Origin of the sequence: Motiliproteus sediminis (genome assembly GCF_017912535.1) — a bacterium.
Classification (GTDB): domain Bacteria; phylum Pseudomonadota; class Gammaproteobacteria; order Pseudomonadales; family Balneatricaceae; genus Motiliproteus; species Motiliproteus sediminis.
Genome location: NZ_JAERQK010000008.1, coordinates 39,430 through 55,498 on the forward strand (window position 1 = coordinate 39,430; position 16,069 = coordinate 55,498).

At 60.6% G+C, this 16,069-nt stretch carries 18 protein-coding genes; 8 read left to right on the top strand and 10 right to left on the bottom strand.

The features are described 5' to 3' along the window. Window positions 1-490 precede the first annotated feature (490 nt). From JJQ76_RS13515 to JJQ76_RS13535, 5 genes are all read left to right on the top strand, one after another. The gene (locus tag JJQ76_RS13515; protein WP_210397399.1) at window positions 491-1,378 is read left to right on the top strand and encodes a DMT family transporter; all 888 of its coding nucleotides are present in this window, start codon (window positions 491-493) and stop codon (window positions 1,376-1,378) included. A 52-nt stretch (window positions 1,379-1,430) separates the two neighbouring features. Then, the gene (locus JJQ76_RS13520) at window positions 1,431-1,805 is read left to right on the top strand and encodes a VOC family protein (RefSeq protein ID WP_210397400.1); all 375 of its coding nucleotides are present in this window, start codon (window positions 1,431-1,433) and stop codon (window positions 1,803-1,805) included. Next, window positions 1,802-2,407: a ribose 1,5-bisphosphokinase gene (phnN, locus tag JJQ76_RS13525; RefSeq protein WP_210397401.1), complete on the top strand. Its 606-nt coding sequence runs from the start codon at window positions 1,802-1,804 to the stop codon at window positions 2,405-2,407. Before JJQ76_RS13520 ends, phnN begins: the two co-directional genes overlap by 4 nt. Window positions 2,408-2,879: 472 nt before the next feature. Further along, complete coding sequence (locus JJQ76_RS13530; RefSeq protein ID WP_210397402.1) at window positions 2,880-3,515, top strand: YqgE/AlgH family protein; 636 nt, start codon at window positions 2,880-2,882, stop codon at window positions 3,513-3,515. Between the two features lie 167 nt (window positions 3,516-3,682). Beyond that, window positions 3,683-4,558, top strand: a complete 876-nt coding sequence (locus JJQ76_RS13535; protein WP_210397403.1) for a tetratricopeptide repeat protein — start codon at window positions 3,683-3,685, stop codon at window positions 4,556-4,558. A 14-nt stretch (window positions 4,559-4,572) separates the two neighbouring features. Here JJQ76_RS13535 and JJQ76_RS13540 read toward each other — a convergent pair whose 3' ends face one another. Then, window positions 4,573-5,244, bottom strand: coding sequence for a hypothetical protein (locus JJQ76_RS13540; RefSeq protein ID WP_210397404.1), 672 nt, complete (start codon window positions 5,242-5,244; stop codon window positions 4,573-4,575). A 78-nt stretch (window positions 5,245-5,322) separates the two neighbouring features. Here JJQ76_RS13540 and JJQ76_RS13545 point away from each other — a divergent pair, with 78 nt between their 5' ends. Then, window positions 5,323-6,009: a methyltransferase family protein gene (locus JJQ76_RS13545; RefSeq protein WP_210397405.1), complete on the top strand. Its 687-nt coding sequence runs from the start codon at window positions 5,323-5,325 to the stop codon at window positions 6,007-6,009. Here the strand turns inward: JJQ76_RS13545 and cmoB are convergent. From cmoB to JJQ76_RS13560, 3 genes are read right to left on the bottom strand one after another with little or no spacing between them, the layout of a single operon-like run. Further along, window positions 6,003-6,983, bottom strand: coding sequence for a tRNA 5-methoxyuridine(34)/uridine 5-oxyacetic acid(34) synthase CmoB (gene cmoB, locus JJQ76_RS13550; protein ID WP_210397406.1), 981 nt, complete (start codon window positions 6,981-6,983; stop codon window positions 6,003-6,005). The two genes, JJQ76_RS13545 and cmoB, sit on opposite strands and share 7 nt — an antisense overlap. Further along, the gene (gene cmoA / locus JJQ76_RS13555; protein WP_246480811.1) at window positions 6,980-7,765 is read right to left on the bottom strand and encodes a carboxy-S-adenosyl-L-methionine synthase CmoA; all 786 of its coding nucleotides are present in this window, start codon (window positions 7,763-7,765) and stop codon (window positions 6,980-6,982) included. Before cmoA ends, cmoB begins: the two co-directional genes overlap by 4 nt. A 59-nt stretch (window positions 7,766-7,824) precedes the next feature. Continuing rightward, complete coding sequence (locus JJQ76_RS13560) at window positions 7,825-8,715, bottom strand: LysR family transcriptional regulator (RefSeq protein WP_210397407.1); 891 nt, start codon at window positions 8,713-8,715, stop codon at window positions 7,825-7,827. Between the two features lie 121 nt (window positions 8,716-8,836). Between JJQ76_RS13560 and JJQ76_RS13565 the strand changes: the two genes are divergently transcribed. Further along, the gene (locus JJQ76_RS13565; protein WP_210397408.1) at window positions 8,837-9,439 is read left to right on the top strand and encodes an FMN-dependent NADH-azoreductase; all 603 of its coding nucleotides are present in this window, start codon (window positions 8,837-8,839) and stop codon (window positions 9,437-9,439) included. Window positions 9,440-9,480: 41 nt separating this feature from the next. Here JJQ76_RS13565 and JJQ76_RS13570 read toward each other — a convergent pair whose 3' ends face one another. After that, a complete protein-coding gene (locus tag JJQ76_RS13570) occupies window positions 9,481-10,857 on the bottom strand; it encodes a class I SAM-dependent DNA methyltransferase (RefSeq protein ID WP_210397409.1) in 1,377 nt (458 codons plus the stop codon). A gap of 195 nt (window positions 10,858-11,052) precedes the next feature. Between JJQ76_RS13570 and JJQ76_RS13575 the strand changes: the two genes are divergently transcribed. Then, window positions 11,053-11,814: a hypothetical protein gene (locus JJQ76_RS13575; protein ID WP_210397410.1), complete on the top strand. Its 762-nt coding sequence runs from the start codon at window positions 11,053-11,055 to the stop codon at window positions 11,812-11,814. On the opposite strand, the gene JJQ76_RS13580 is transcribed toward JJQ76_RS13575, so the two are convergent. The 5 genes from JJQ76_RS13580 to JJQ76_RS13600 all read right to left on the bottom strand — a co-directional run bounded on the left by JJQ76_RS13580 (window position 11,811) and on the right by JJQ76_RS13600 (window position 16,022). Next, the gene (locus JJQ76_RS13580; protein WP_210397411.1) at window positions 11,811-12,578 is read right to left on the bottom strand and encodes a methyltransferase domain-containing protein; all 768 of its coding nucleotides are present in this window, start codon (window positions 12,576-12,578) and stop codon (window positions 11,811-11,813) included. The genes JJQ76_RS13575 and JJQ76_RS13580 overlap by 4 nt on opposite strands. A 214-nt stretch (window positions 12,579-12,792) precedes the next feature. Next, entirely contained in the window at window positions 12,793-13,200 is a 408-nt protein-coding gene (locus JJQ76_RS13585; protein WP_210397412.1) for a PilZ domain-containing protein, read from the bottom strand. Between the two features lie 187 nt (window positions 13,201-13,387). Continuing rightward, on the bottom strand, window positions 13,388-14,491 hold the full coding sequence (locus JJQ76_RS13590) for a branched-chain amino acid ABC transporter substrate-binding protein (protein WP_210397413.1): 1,104 nt from the start codon (window positions 14,489-14,491) through the stop codon (window positions 13,388-13,390). A 132-nt stretch (window positions 14,492-14,623) separates the two neighbouring features. Further along, on the bottom strand, window positions 14,624-14,893 hold the full coding sequence (locus tag JJQ76_RS13595) for a hypothetical protein (RefSeq protein WP_210397414.1): 270 nt from the start codon (window positions 14,891-14,893) through the stop codon (window positions 14,624-14,626). Window positions 14,894-15,023: 130 nt separating this feature from the next. Continuing rightward, window positions 15,024-16,022, bottom strand: a complete 999-nt coding sequence (locus JJQ76_RS13600) for an MDR family oxidoreductase (RefSeq protein WP_210397415.1) — start codon at window positions 16,020-16,022, stop codon at window positions 15,024-15,026. Window positions 16,023-16,069: the final 47 nt, after the last annotated feature.

Sequence of the window (16,069 nt, forward strand, 5' to 3'; positions counted from 1 at the left end):
TTCTCACGACGATTTCCAGATATTGTATGCAGGCCTGACTCCGCATACAACATATAGTGCTGGTGAGCTTTTGAACAGGTAATGTCGATTTTTTGACCACTGCCAAAATATTGGCGCTTGACGGGCGGAGCCCTCACCACGACGAGGTTTGCAAACACTAACTTACCGTCTTTGATTGTGATTAACAGGCTCTTTTTATAACAAATCGATATATAAAACGCAGATGCACAAAACCCATATCTAGGGTCGGCTGGAGGCTGGCACCACTACAGGTTGCGCTTTTGACTGATTTCGATCAATGACGGAGTGCGTTTTTTTGGTGCAGCGACTGGGGGGCAAGCCCAAGCCTGCCGATGGCAGCCCGTTGCTATTCCTGCACTGCCGTTGAGCAACCGTGGCGCAACTGTACCGGTGCAAAAAGCCCCAATTGTACCTGTACCTGACCGGTTCAGGAGGCTAGATTGGCTGTTTTTCCGGCGCGGGAGACCCCATGTCCACAACTGAGCGCGATTCCCTCTCGATCCGGCTGATGCCGGTGCTGTTTGTGTGGCTGTGGAGTACCGGCTTTATCGGTGCCAAATACGGTTTGCCGTACGCCGAACCCTTTACCTTGTTGGCCGTTCGCATGTTGATCACCCTGGCAGCGCTGGGGGCGTTGGCGCTGTTCATGCGCGCGCGCTGGCCCGGTATGACGCTGGCGGGCCACACGGCACTGGTCGGTGTGTTGATCCACGGCCTTTATCTCGGTGGCGTGTTTTACGCCATAGATGGCGGAATGCCGGCCGGACTGGCCTCACTCATTGTTGGCTTGCAGCCACTGTTGACTTCGTTGGCGGCGGTCGCCTTTCTGGGTGAACGGGTCCGCTGGCAGCAGTGGCTCGGCCTGGCGTTGGGTCTGTGCGGGGTGATGCTGGTGTTATGGGAGAAGCTCGGCAGCGTCAGCGGCAGCTTCCCCTTATGGACTCTTGCCTGGGTGCTGGTGTCATTGGTGGGGATATCGCTGGGAACGGTCTACCAGAAGCGCTTTTGCGTTGGCGTGGAGCTGATCCCCGCGACCTTTATTCAGTACTGCGCCGCGCTGGCATTTTTTGCGGTGGGGGCGTTCTGGCTGGAAACCCGCGTTATCGACTGGCAACTGCCTTTCGTGTTGGCACTGGGATGGCTGGTGTTGGGATTGTCGGTCGGGGCGATACTGCTGTTGATGGCTCTGATTCGGCGCGGTGCGGCCTCGCAGGTGGCCAGTCTGTTCTATCTGGTACCGCCCGTTACTGCACTGCAGGCTTATCTGCTCTTTGATGAGCGGTTCGGACCGTTGGCGATTCTGGGCGGTTTGATGACCGTGGCCGGGGTGGCGCTGGTGGTGGTTCGTCGCACCTGAACCGGCGGCTCTCTGCTACCCTTGGTGAGGGTGTCTAAACAGGAGAACCGCGGTGCAGATCAAACGCTTGGATCACGTGGTGCTGCGTGTGGCCGACACCGCACGCAGCGCCGATTTCTACGCCACGCTGCTCGATTGCAGCGTTGAACGCCGGGTCGACAAGATCGGCCTGGTGCAGCTGCGTGCCGGCGATAGCCTGATCGATCTGCTGCCGGTAGCAACGCCCCCCGCCGATGCCAACCTTGATCATTTCTGCCTGCTGATCGAACCTTTTGACGAAGCACTCATCCGCCAACGCTGCCAGCGGCTGGGTATCGACTGCCCTTGCGCAAAGCGCCGATACGGCGCCACCGGTTTTGGCCCTTCCATCTATCTACAGGACCCGGACGGCAACCGGGTGGAGCTGAAGGGGCGGGGCGGCGTATGAGCGTCACCGAAAGCCGGGTGTTCTACCTTATGGGCGCCTCCGGTTCCGGCAAGGATTCCTTGCTGAGGGGCTGTCGGCGCATTTTTACCGAGGCGGATCGCTGTTTTGTCGCTCACCGTTACATTACCCGCGAGCCGGAGCTGGCTGGCGAAAATCATATCTGGCTGAGCGAGCAGGAGTTTGCCAAGAGGCAGCAACTCGGGGCCTTTGCCATGCACTGGCAGGCCCATGGCCGGCGTTACGGCGTGGGCGCTGAGATCAACCACTGGCTGGATCAGGGCATCAGCGTGCTGGTCAACGGTTCGCGCAGCTATCTGCCGAGTGCGCAGGCGCTTTATCACCACCGGCTGGTACCCGTGATGATAGAGGTCGACGACGATACCCTGCGTCAGCGCTTACTGCTGCGCGGGCGTGAAGACGCCGCCGAGGTTGAGCGGCGGATCCGCCGGGCAAGAGAGCAGGCCGTGCCCCTGGGCAAGCGGATGCTGCGGGTTGATAACAGCGCCGATCTGGAGGCGGGTGTTGATGCTCTGGTTCGTGTGATTCGTGGTTATGGCATCGCCAGCGACCTGCCGGACCGGGCCTATGGCGGTGATTGCTAACTTACTGCTTCATGCTATCCGGCACATATAACGGTCCCTTTTTTCCGCCATCCGTCGTTGCTCGTGGTCGCCAACGCGCCACTATGACTCCGCCTTGCGCCCAGGATGATGAAAAAACCACCTCGTTCTAATGTGCCACCAAGTGCGACGCAGCACACTAGCAGCTTTCTAAGGTCGCGTTACGCTAAATAGGCATAGCCTGATAAGCAAAGATTCTGAGGTCAGTTAGCAAACCGGCTGATGCTCGACTATAGTATCAATCCCCACCTTGAGCATACTTGTAGTGTTGAGCCCCGTCCCGCAGGCGGGGCTCTTTTTATCTGGGCCCTCTGCAGCGTGCCGCCAGACATCTTTCTACCCGGTTTCAAAATTCCTCTTATCCTGCACAGTAGCCAACTCTGCTGCCGCTGTTTCCGCCTTCAGCTCGGTGGCGACAAGCTATGCTTAAAACTCATTCAGGAGTGACTATCGGATGTTCACAAAGGTGGTTTGTCGCGCTGTGGCGCTTCTCTTGCTGCTGTTATCACTGCCAGCCAACTCCGACTGGGGCGAGCAACTGGGACTGAAGAGTGGTCATCTGCTGGTGGCTACGCCGCAGCATAAAGATGGCAGCTTTGCCCGCTCGGTGGTGCTGCTGGTGGGGTACGGCAGTAGCGGAGCGCGAGGGTTGATTGTCAACCGGCGCGGCGATTCTGATCTGGCAGCGGACTTCGGGGACGTGGTTACCGCTGCGGTTGCGTCCCAGCCGCTGTTTTTCGGTGGTCCGGTGGGGCCTGAGCATCGCCTGATGCTGGCCAATTTTCGCAATCCCGATGATGGCGCTTTTGAGGTGGTCCCCGGCGTGTTCTTCGTTCACGGGCGTCGTCTCCTCAATAGCCTCACGCAGGTACCGGAATCCGGTGCTGTCTATCGCGTGTTTACCGGCTTTGCGGGCTGGGGACCGCTGCAACTGGAGCATGAGGTGGCGCGTGGCGACTGGTTTGTAGTGCCGGCTTCGCGCCACTATGTGCTGGATGTGGAGCCGGAGCAGCTATGGAGTGAGCTGATCCGCTACTACGAGGCTCAGATGGCCAGCCTTGAGCGTTCTTCTACCAGCGGGGATGGTTAGCGGCGTGTTCCCCTTGCTCCTCAGGTCGCGGTTCGCGCACGCGCCGGGCGGCAGCCCATCGGTCTCATCTCCCTGCCTTGGCCGGCAAAAGAATTACCCGTTGTGCAGAAGAAACCGATGAGTGGCGTGTTATCAGGACAGAGCGATAGTCGTGGGGTGAGTCATTGATGCTGATCAGAACCGGGGTTGTGGCACGGGGAGGGCTACTGCTGCTTGCCCTGCTGCTGGCGGGGTGCCAGGGATTGCGAGATCTTGACCAATGGTGGCAGCAGCAGGGCGAGTCGCCTGCCCAGCAGGCGTCGGCGGCGGAAGCGGCGTATCGCCAAGGGTTGCAACTGTCGCTGGCCGGGCCCGAAACGCAGGAGCGTGCCGTTGCGCTGTTTCAACAGGCTGCCGATGATGGCCACCCCGGCGCGGCCTACCTGCTGGGAATGAGCTATCTGGCCGGTCAGGGCGTCGGGCGCGATCCCCGTCAGGCGTTACGCTGGCTGGAACCCCTGGCCGAGCGAGGCCATGCCCGGGCGCAGTATCATGTGGGCGAGATCTATATGAACGGCGCGGGCGTTGCCGAGGAGCGTGCCTGGGCGGTGCATTGGTATGAGCGCTCTGCGCGGCTCGGCTACGCCAAGGCACAGTTTGCTGCCGGTGTGGCGTATGCCAGTGGTATGGGGGGCGTGACCGACCTGCAGCAAGGCTTTTTCTGGTTGCGTCTCGCCGATCAGGCGCAACAGCCCCACACCGCGGCTTTGTTACAGCGCCTTGGCCCTCAGCTTGGGGCTGCCGAGCGCGCCGCGGCTGATGCTGAGGCAAGAAGCTGGCAGGCCGATAGCACTGAGCGGCAAGTGCCGCGCGGGCTGGTGCGTTTTGTTCAGTATGTGTTGACGCTGGAGTCGTTGGCACCGGGCCCGCTGGATGGCGTCTGGGGGCCACGCACCGCCGCGGCATTGCAGCGTTTTCAGCAGCAGCACCAGGTTCAGGGCGGGGGGATTAATGCCGCTACCATCGCATCCCTGCGTCAGCGGCTGTTGGCCGATGCGATTTAGCCTTGGGCCATGCCTTAGCTTGAGGGAGTTTCCGTTTCCGGCGTTCCATCCAACTGCCGCTCCATCTCTTCGGTGACGTCGCTGGGTTGAATGCCGAGCAGGTCATTAACCTGTTGCATCAGGGCTGAGTCCAGGTTCTTGTTGCTGACCCGGTTGAGTTGTTCGATAGCCGCTGCGGCCTGTGCTTCCAGATCATCTTCGGTGGCTTCCACCATAGCTTTATAGCTGGCGACCTGGCCGACTGCAGAGTGCGGTGCAGCCCGCTCCTGGGCTCGATCGGAGGCGTGCGCTGCATTGGCCCGCCCCAGCCCTTTGCCTTTACCGCCGCTGTTGTCATCGTTTCCATCGGCGTCATCTGACGATCCCTGATCGTCGGCCGACGCCATGCCGCTGATGCCTTGGTGGCCGCCCTTTTCGGCGCCGTTGCCCGCGCTATTACCGCCACTATTACCACCGCCGTTGCCGCCGCCGTTACCACCGCCGTTACCACCGCCGTTGCCGCCGCCGTTGCCGCCGCCGTTGCCGCCGCCGTTACCACCGCCGTTACCACCGCCACCGCCTCCTTTGGCATAGAGCTGAGCGTCCTGATCGAACAGCGGGGTGAACAGGGGCAACGCAGCCAGCGGCAGCGCCAAAGCGGACACTGTGATAGCACGGACACAGAGTGATGCCAGGGGGGACAACATGAGACGCTCCGGAGTATTGGGATTAAACTGGGTAAAGTTTAGCATCAGTGCATGAATCGCGCGGAACAGGAGTATTTGATGAACGATGCATTATGGCTGGGCGGTTTGGCGCTTGGTTTTGCCGCCTATGCGGTGTTGCACTCCGTGTTGGCTTCAACCCGCTGCAAGCAGTGGGTCGGGGATCAATGGCCTGCGCTGGTCCCGGCCTATCGGCTGCTCTACAACCTGATAGCGGTGCTGCTGTTGCTGCCGATTCTGGCGCTGGTGTGGTTGTGGCCGGGAGATCTGGTTTGGCAGCGCCCAGAGCTGTTGGTCTGGCCCGCGAACATCCTGGCGGTCGCGGCGGTAGCCGCTTTTATCCACAGTTTGAACAGCTATGACCTCAGCCTGTTCAGCGGCAGCCGTCAGTGGCAGTGGCGCCGCGGTGATTCGAGCCACCCGGTGGACGATGGCCCGGTGAGTATCGATGGTGGTGAAAGCTTCAGCATCGGTTTCTGGCACCGCTTTGTGCGCCACCCCTGGTACTGCTTTGCGCTGCTGGTGTTGTGGACCCGCGATATGAACGCGGCCCAGTTGGCCTTCTATCTGTTGGTGACGGCCTATTTTGTGATCGGTTCGCGACTGGAGGAGCGCAAGCTGATCGCCGCCTACGGCGATCGATACCGACGCTACTGCCAGCGGGTGCCAGGGCTGTTGCCGCTGCCCTGGCGCTGGCTCAGCCGCGGCGAGGCGGAGCAGTTGCAGCAGCGCACCGCTGATCAATAGGGGCGTTCGGCCAGCACGATGGCACGTTTGGGAGCCGGGTAACCCTCGACGGTGAGTTGAGGATCGGCAGGGTCGAGGAAGTCGCTGAGAGAGTGAAAGCGCATCCAGTCGGTGGAGCGTTGCTCGTCGGGGCTGGTCTGGTTGACATCGACGCAGCGCACATTGACGTAACCGACCCGCTCCAGCCATTGGCACAGGGCAGCCACACTAGGCAGAAACCAGACGTTGCGCATCTGTGCGTAGCGTTCGCCCGGCAGCAGAACCGTGTGTTGGTCGCCGTCGACCACCAGCGTTTCCAGTACCAGTTCACCACCGGGGCGCAGCAGGTCCTGCAGTTCCAGCAGGTGATCGATGGGGCTTTTACGGTGGTAGAAAACCCCCATGGAGAATACCGTATCAAATACCCGCATCGGTCGCGGTAGCTCCTCGATACCGAGGGGTAACAGCTCTACCGGGGTATCGCCGATATACCGCTTCAGGCTGCGAAACTGAATCAGAAACTTCAGTGACGGGTCGATGCCGATCACCTCGCGAGCCCCGGCCGCATGCATGCGCCAACAGTGGTAGCCACTACCGCAACCGATATCGAGCACCCGGCGGTGGCGCAGGTCGCTGATATGGGGGGCTAGCCGGTCCCATTTGAAGTCCGAGCGCCACTCGGTGTCTATCTCCAGTCCGAACACGCGGAACGGCCCTTTGCGCCACGGCATCAGTGCACGGTAACTGGCTTCCAGCTGCTGTGCCTGTTCGGCGCTCAACGACTCGGTGCTGTCGATCGTGACGGTGCCACGATCCAGCGCAAGCCTGTCCGCCGTGAGTGCGGGTAAGTTGTCCAGCGCCTTCAGCCAGCCCGGTAGATCGCCGTGGTTGACCCGCTCCAGCTTGCCATCCAGCGCGTTTTGCAGCGCCGGACGATAGGGGGCCAAGACCTCATCGGCGTCAAGACGCTGGTAAAAGTCGGCGAAATCGATCATTTGAAGGCCACCAACGAAGCAAAGTTAAAGCACTGGAACCAAGGTTGGACACGGCTGAAACCGGCATCGCCGAGGCGCCTGCGGTGGGTCGCCAGCGTGTCGGGCCGCATCACCTGTTCCAGTGCGCTGCGTTTCTGGCTGATCTCCAGGTCGCTGTAGCCGTTGGCGCGCTTGAAGTCATGGTGCCAGTCGGTCAGCGCCTGATCTTCTCCGGCGTCGTCGAAACAGATTTTCTCCGACAACAGCAGTACGCCGCCCGGCTTCAGCCCGCGCCAGATCCGGGCCAGCAGTGCGGCCCGTTGTGCCGGCGGGATGAACTGTAAGGTGAAGTTCATGACCACCACCGACGCGTCCTTGATCGCCACGTCCTGAATGTTCGCCAGAATCAGGTCGACCTGATCCTCTTCGGTAGCAACCTGCAGATGCTCGCGGCAGCGTTCGATCATCGCCGCGGAGTTGTCCACTGCCACCAGTCGGCAGTTGGGCTGGCGAATCTGCTGGCGCATCGACAGGGTGGCGGCCCCGAGGGAGCAGCCGAGGTCGTAGCAGCGACTGTCAGGCTGGGCGTAGCGCGCGGCCAGAATCCCCAGCGACTTGATCACCGTGCTGTAGCCGGGCACGGAACGGTTGATCATGTCGGCAAACACCCCCACCACCTGTTCATCGAACTGGAAATTGACGATGGCGTCGAGGGGGCTGGCGTAGAGTTGGTCGCGAGGTTGGACGTTTTTATCGGACATGGCGGGCAGGGTCGGGAATGGCTGATTGAAGTGAGTGCGCATTATACGTGCGCCGCTGCTTTCTCGCCAAAGGGCCGTGGTCCCGCGGGCGGTATCCGGGGCTAGTCAAGTCGGATCTGCTGCAGTTCCTGCCATAACAGCTGACCGCAAGGGCCTAGTCGGTCGGGTCGGGGGACCACCAGATGCAGGGGGATTCGGCGCAGGTTGCCCTCACGAATGGCCAGTACGACCAGCGCGCCGCGTCGAATCAGTGGTTCGACCCGGTGGCGCGGTAGCCAGCAAAAACCGATGCCGGTTTGCAGCAGTTCGATTGCCGCTTCAAAGCTTTCCAGGGTCCAGCGCTGCTCGGCGCGCAGCCAGCCCTGATTCTCCATCGGTTTGCGACCGCTGTCGCGGATCACCAGTTGCAGCTCGCGACTGAGGGCGTCAGCCGTCAGGGGAGCCGAGGCCTGCGCCAGAGGGTGTTGCGGGTGAACTACTGGCAGGATATCGACTGCGCCGATCGGTTCGCCCAGTACCCCTTTGGGGAGCGGTCCACAGATGGCCAGATCGACACTGCCTTCGCTGATCGCTTCGTGGGTACCGGTGATAATGGTTTCGCGGACCTGCAAACGGCTACCCCGGCTCTGCGGGTAAAACTGTTGCAGGGCACGGTAGAGCATGGGGCGTGGCAATAGCGGCTCCACCGCCAGTCTCACCTCGGGTTCCCAGCCGATGCCAAGGTTGTCGGCCAGGCTTTCGAGTAGGTGGGCATCGTCAGTGAGTTGGCGGGAACGACGCAACAGCACCTCACCGGCGGCGGTCAGTACCGCTTTGCGCCCCTGTAGCTGCAGCAGCGGAACGCCCAGTTGCTGCTGCAGCTTGGCGATGGCGTGATTGAGTGATGAGGCACTGCGGTGGAGAGCGTCGGCTGCCTGCTGGTAGCCGCCATGATCCACGACGGCTTGCAGGGCGCGCCACTGTTCCAGCGTTGTACGGTGTCGATTTGGCATGGTTGTTTCTAAAAAATCGAATGAATTGTGCGAATTAATGCGATTTTATTTCATAAAAACTAATAAGAGAATGGCTCCAATCTGATCGAATCGTCAGCTCGAACACTCAAGGAGTCTACTCATGAATCGTCTTCTGGTTATCCAATCAAGCCCTGTTACCGACAACTCGCACACCCGCCAGCTGATCGGCCGCTTTGTTGACGCGGCGCGACGTACGCAGCCTCAGCTAGAGATCGTTGAGCGTGATCTGGGTCGCAATCCGCCGCCCCATATCGACGAGGTGATGATCGGTTCCTACTACACCGCACCGGCTGAACGCAACGGCGCCCAGCAGCAATCGATTGCGCTATCGGAGGAGCTGGTAGACGAGCTGCTGGCCGCCGATACCCTGGTGATCGGTGCGCCGATGCATAACTTTTCCGTCACCTCCGGACTGAAAACCTGGATTGACCATGTGGCCCGGGTCGGTCGGACCTTTCAGTATGGTGCCAATGGCCCCGAGGGGCTGGCAACGGGCAAGAAAGCCTACGTGTTGACCGCCAGTGGTGGCGATTATCGCCCGGGATCTGCGGCCGAAAGCTACAACCACCTCGATCCCTACCTGCGCACGGTGCTGGGTTTTATTGGCATTACCGACGTGACCTTCGTCAACGCGGTGAGTGTGGCGTCCGGCGATGAAGGTCGCCTTAACGCCGAAGCGCAGATCGAGGCGTTGTTCGGCTAGTAACGGTCGGCAACGATCCCCCCTCGCCGGTGGCAGGTGGCCTAGAATAGGTCCATCTGCTCATCGGCTTTTTTACGCGGCCGCCAGGCCTTGCCCCAGCTAGTGGCGATGTAGACCACCTGAATATGATCGCCCGCAGTGATGGTGATATCTTCCAGGCCGATGGTGCCGTGGGCTGGTTCCTCGCCGTTGATGAACACCAGAATGCCCAGCTGTTGTTTGGGGAAGAGCCGGTTGATTTCGCCGTATACCGGATCGAGGCGTTTGATATAAAGCCCGCTCTCCAGCTCTTCACGGCCGGGAAAGACGCTGCGGGCATAGGTGGGGCGTAGCCCCGCACTGACCAGGTGGCGGTGCAGAAACGCCTGCACGCAGGTGCCGGGCAGGTGCAGGGTGTGGGGAGAACCGTCCAGATCCAGCTGCAGGGCCTGCTCGCTGGTGTGGTTCAGGTCCAGCGGAGCAACGGTAAAACCGATCACCTCGCACAGTCCGACGACAGAATCCTTGGGAGCAAGGCGGTGGGCGCTGTAATTGCGCTCTTCAACCCGGAACGGCAGCGATTCGGTGACGCTGCGTTTCTGTCCCCAGATCTGCACCTGCTTCTGCTGGTAGTTGAAGGTCAGCTGGTGGTCCTGTTCGAGCCCGTGGCTGTCCAGTTTGCGCACCTTGTAGATCACCGTGTGCGGTACCTTGTTACTTTCGCTGTCGAACTGGGGCAGGCAGGGGTTGTTATCACGATGGAAGTGATAGGGGAACTGCAATGCGTCCTCGTAACTCAGCCGCGACGGGTTTTTGGTGCCCTGTTCGATCACTCGCTCGAGCAAGAAGCCGACCCCGGTGAGGGCATCGACTACGTCACGAAAGGAGTAGATCAGGGTGGCAAACTGGTCGTCACCGGTTTTGCTGGAGCGGTTGGCCAGCATGTTGTGGCGCACGTGCTGTAACTGGTGGGAAAAACAGAAGATGAACACACCGCCCGGCTTCAGGCGTTTGAACAGGTTGTAGAACAGGTCCTTGAGTTCCTGCGGCGAATCCAGGTATTCCAGGGAATAGACCGACAGGATCAGGTCGAAGCTGGTACCGGGGTAGAAATCGGTCTGGCGCATATCCTGTTGTTGCAGGTGTACCGGCGCGACCTCGTCAACAAAGGGGGCCAGGTTCTGACGCGCACGCTCCAGCATGTAACCGGAGATATCGATGCCGTGACAATTGGCCCCTTTACGCGCCAGCGCAATCAGGTTTTCGCCCATGCCACAGCCGATATCCAGTACATTGGCGTTGGTTAGGTCGATATCGATCAGTTGCAGTTGCCGCTCGCCCGGAGCCAGCCAGCCGTAATGAACTTCGTCGAGGGCGATCTCCCAGGTGCTGGAGTAGGAGTCGCAGAACTGTTGCTCGTCCCAGTGTTGTGAAGCCATAAGCGCAAGCTCTCGCGGATCAAAGGCGATTGATCATTAAAGTGTAAATACCTTGTGCTATCAAGGGGCTCTATTTACCGCTGGCGGTTGCAAGCGGTAAAGTAGCAGGGTGTCGGCTGCGGCACCGCATGGATGCACTCTCGTTTTCCCGTTACTCCCGTTAGGGGTTCAGTAGTACTGTTTATCGAGGTTGTCATGCTGCCCAAGGGGCTCTACGAACTGCTGCCGTATCTGTACATGTTGTGCGGTGGGTGGGCGATAATCGAATATGGCGGCGTAGCGATCCTGCTTGGCACCGCGCTGTTTCTATACGGTGCCTGGGTGTGGAGCATACGCTCCGATCGCCGACGTCGTTCGGAAAAGTTGCGCAATCGTGCCAGCTCCAGCCCCTACTGGAACGAAACCCTATACGAGCTGATGCCCTTTGGGTATATCCTCAGCGGCGTTTATATGCTGGTGTTGTTACCTCACCAGGTACGTTTTATCTCGGGGCCGCTGATGATCGGCACCGGTATGCTGCTGGTGCTGATTCGCTTCAATGAGCGGCGTAAATTCACCCGGGTGATGCCGGAACCCAATACCAATCCGGTTGATCGGCTGGAGCTCAAGTCCCAGCACTGGCCCGACAATCTGGGTATCGCCACCCTTATTCCCGACACTATCGAGGTCCACGAAGAGCCGCAACTAGTACTGGCACCTCAGGGCCAGCGCTGTACCAACTGCACTATCCGTGACCTGTGCGCCGGGGTTTCGCTGAAGAATGAAACCATCGGCGAGATCATGCGCCTGGCGCAGACCGTTGATCCCAAAGATGCGTTCGAACTCTATCACTCCGCGGTCACCAGAATTGAGGGGCGTGAGGTGCCGGAGTCGGAGCTGCGGCCGGTGCTGCAGAAGCTGGCGGCCTACTCATATCTCTGCGCCACCTGGCGGCGCACCGGTCGGCTCGGCGACTAGGCGGGCGCGCTACGGCGCGCGACAACGTGGATATAGCGCGCCATGTGACGGTAGGGCTCCTGCTCTCGCAGCGGACGCTCCAGGGCGATGATGTCGTCAAAATCGGCGGCGCGTTGGGTAATTCGGGGCATGTAGTCGAACAAGCAGCGAACGCCGCGCTTCAGTTCAATCGTCAGGCCCGCCTGTTCCAGCCAGCTATAGGCGGCGGCCGGGTCAATGGGGTTGGTGGGCGTCAGTTTGCGTCCGTCGCCGGCGAGCTTATCCTGCTGCAGCTTCACCAGAATCCCCCCCATTGCATTGCGCAGCACCAGTGAATGGCGGTTGTAGAACATCAGTGACAGCACCCCATCCGGTGTCAGGCGCGCAGCTAGCTGCTGCACCAGCGCGCGGGGATCACGAGTCCATTCCAGCACCGCGTGGCACAGTATTCGGGAAAATTGCGGGGCTCCCGGCAGGTACGCTTGCAGGGTGCTGTGGTGCAGTGTCACCCGTTGGCTGAGTTGGCGCTCGTCGAGCAACAGTTGCGCCTGCTGCAGCATCGGTTCCGCCGCGTCCACCAGGGTAACGCTGTGTCCGGCCGCCGCCCAGATGGCGCTCATCTGCCCCTGGCCGCCGCCAGCGTCAAGCACCCGGGTGGGTTTATCGGTCAACCAGGGCTGCAGATCGTCCTGAAGCAGAGCAAGACGCAGCTGGCCTTTAAGGTTGGCGTAGATGTTGCGGCTGAAGCGGGGAGCTAGCTGGTCAAAGTGGTGGTCGTTGGTCACGGTAACGGCGCCGGGCTGCTGGTGGCGCTATTATGCGGTCACCGGCAGATGGCTGCCAACCCTGTCGCGGCCCGGGGGGCTTGCCGGCTGCAGCGGCTTCGGTGGGAGAGAAGAGGCGAGGCATCGTGCCACGCTCGCGAAGAGAAGGAACGTGCCCTGGGGCGTGAAGGTGGAATACGAAGGTCGGGAGCAGCCGTCTGCCGGCAACAGGGCGCTAGCCCGCATTACCGGCGCGGCGCGTGTCCAACGATACGACCTTGGGGTCTTTGCGAAAGATAAAGCGGTGCAGCATGCCGGCATGGATCTCGGACATATCGAGGTAACGGAAGCCGATGTCGAATTCGGTTTGCGAAAGTCGACGGATATAGATCAGGCGGCAGCGGCAGAGAAAAGGCTGCGGTTCGCCCGGCAATTTGCAGCGCAGGTGGACCTCCACCGGTTCCTGCATCGGATCGCGGTCCTCAAATTCACAGATATGCTGCTTGATGGCAATGTCGCCGTGGATCATCAACCCGCCGGGTGAGAGATTGCTGATGATCGCTTGCCGGGACTCACCTTCACCGTTGGTCAGCTCGGCTTCGAGCCGGGTATGTACTCTGGGAAACTGGCGCAATTCATTCATGGCTGACTCCCCGAGCCCGCTTAGCCTGTCATTGCCGGCAGGTAAGGGCTCACTACTGGACAATGCCCTCATTATCGGCCTGTGCTTCGGTGATTCACAAGCGTCAAGTGGCAATCGGTTGATTTACATCACGTGGGGAAGGGGGGACGTCGCCAGCGCGGTGCACTGGCGACGGGAGCTGGACGGGTTATAGCGGGGTGCCGGAACCGTCAGCGTGCCAGGTAAAGATGCCGAACTTGAAGCCGACCAGATCACCTTTCTGGTCCCAGGTCAGCTTGCCCATGGCGGTATCGACGCTGTTGCCGCGCAGATAGTCACCCACTTTGTAAGGGTCGGTGCTGTCGGTCGCGTCCATCGCCTTGGCAAAGGCCTGTACACCGGCAACGGCTGTCCAGACGAAGGGGCCGGTGGGATCCTGTCCCTTGGACTTCATCAGGTCGACAATCGCTTTGTTTTGCGGCAGTAGATCGTAGCGCGAGGGCAACGTGACCAGCAGCCCTTCGACCGCTTCACCGGCGATGTTAGAGATCTCCTTATTCCCCAGCGCTTCCGGTCCAACGAACTGCGGGGTGTAACCGGTGTCGTGGCTCTGGCGCATGATCAGGCCCGCTTCGGGGTGGTAACCGCCGTAGTAAACCAGGTCGATGTTCTCGCGCTTCATTTTGGTGATCAGCGAGGAGAAGTCCTTGTCGCCGGCAGTGATCCCTTCAAACATCACTACGTTGACACCGGCGTCCTTCAGGTAGTTGTGAACCGAGGTGGCGATACCTTCTCCGTACTGTTGTTTGTCGTGGATGATGGCCACGCGCTGAGGCTTGATCTTGTTAGCGATCAGCTCACCGGCGGTGGGGCCCTGATCGGAATCGAGACCGATGGTGCGGAAGATCAGCTGATAGCCTCGTTCGGTAATCGCCGGGTTGGTTGAAGTGGTAACCGCAATCACGCCCTCATCCTCGTACACGTCGGTGGCTGGCTGGGTGCTGCTGGAGCAGAGGTGGCCGAACACGAACTGGATACCGTCGCTGACCACTTTGTTGGCCACCGCAACCGCCTGTTTCGGATCGCAGGCGTCGTCATACTCGTTGATTTCGAAGGTGTTGCCATCGACGCCACCGGCCTTGTTGATCAGCTCAATGGCGGCATGGGCGCCCTGGAACCACATGTCTCCGTACTGGGATACGCTGCCGGTCATAGGGCCGGCGATGGCTACCGGGATGGTGTCCGCCTGAGCGGTGGTGCCCATCGCGGCCGAGAGCGCCATGACGGCGACGGATTTTTTGAACAGTGTCATTAGGGGTGCTTCCTCGTCATTGTTATTGCTTTTGTTTTCGATTGGCCCCGCCTCGGCGATCTGGCCGAGACTGGATGGGTGAACGCTAGCACAGGGGGTTGAAAGCTGTAAATAAATCGAACAGTCGTTGTGTTATTTCAACGCTTGCCGGTAGCGCTTACAGTCAAGCTGACTATAACGCTGGCGGTAATCGTTGCGCAGTGCCTGCCAGCGCTGCATCTGCTTGCGGCTGCCGCCATGGCGGCGCTGTGCAGTATAGCGATCAATGCGTTGCTTGACGCTTTGGCACTGCTTGAGGCTGCCTTTGTCGCTGCGGGTTTGGGCGCTGCTGGCAGGGCTCAGTAGCGCAAGGCTGAGGGTCACAACAAGCAGGCGTATCGCGCGCTGGTGGCGAATCGTCATGATGGGCATCCTTGCCGTCAGGGGTTAAGCCGTATAGCGGCTGACCGCCATAAGCCTAGTCAATATTCTGGATCGTTCAAACAAAAAAGACGCCCGTGGGCGTCTTTCGTGGTGACTGGCAGGATTGCGATCAGGCTTGCAGGTCGATGACCACCCGTCCGCGCACCTGGCCTTGAACAATGTCCTGCGCCAGTTGCGGCAACTGTTCCAGCGTTGCGACCTGTTCGATCTCGCCGAGCATTTTCTCCGGCAGTAGCTCTGCCAGCCGCTGCCAGGCCTGGGTCCGGCGCGCCACCGGGCACATCACGGAATCGACCCCCTGCAGGCGCACATTGCGCAGGATAAAGGGCATCACCGTGGACGGCAGTTTATAGTCGGCCGCCAAGCCGCAGGCGGCTACGGTGCCGCTGTAATTGGCTTCGGCCAGCAGGCGGGCGAGGATCTCCCCGCCAACGGTATCGATGGCGCCGGCCCAGCGGGATTTTTCCAGCGGGCGGGCACGGGTAGCCATCTCGTCGCGACTCAGCAGGGTGGTGGCTCCCAGGTCGCGCAGGTAGTCATGGGTGCTTTCACGGCCGGTGATGGCGGCAACTTCATAACCCAGCGCCGCCAGCAGGGCAACGGCCACGCTGCCCACGCCACCTGCGGCACCAGAGACCACCACCGGGCCCTGGTCCGGCGTCACGCCGCCCTCTTCCAGAGCCATTACGCACAGCATGGCGGTCAGTCCGGCGGTGCCCACCGCCATCGCCTGCTTGGCGCTCAGGCCATCAGGCAGGGGTACCAGCCAGGCAGGGCGGACCCGCTGCATCTGGCTATATCCGCCCCAATATTTTTCGCCCACGCTCCAGCCGGTGAGTACCACCCGATCACCGGCGCTAAAGCTGCTGCTGCCGCCATCGACCACTGTACCGGCCAGATCGATACCCGGCACCATCGGCCAGTTGAGGACGATCTTACCGGTGCCGGTCACCGCCAGACCGTCCTTGTAGTTGAGGCTGGAGTATTCGACCTTGACCAGCACCTCTTCGTCCGGCAACTCGGCGGTGGTCAAGTGCTCAATCGCGGCAAGGGTTTTGCCGTCATCGCTTTGGCGCAGTACCAGCGCCTTGAAAGGAGTGTCGCTCACGGAATGTCCTCCGGTGTGGGTTGGCTGCGGTGGGCAGCGGGTATGAG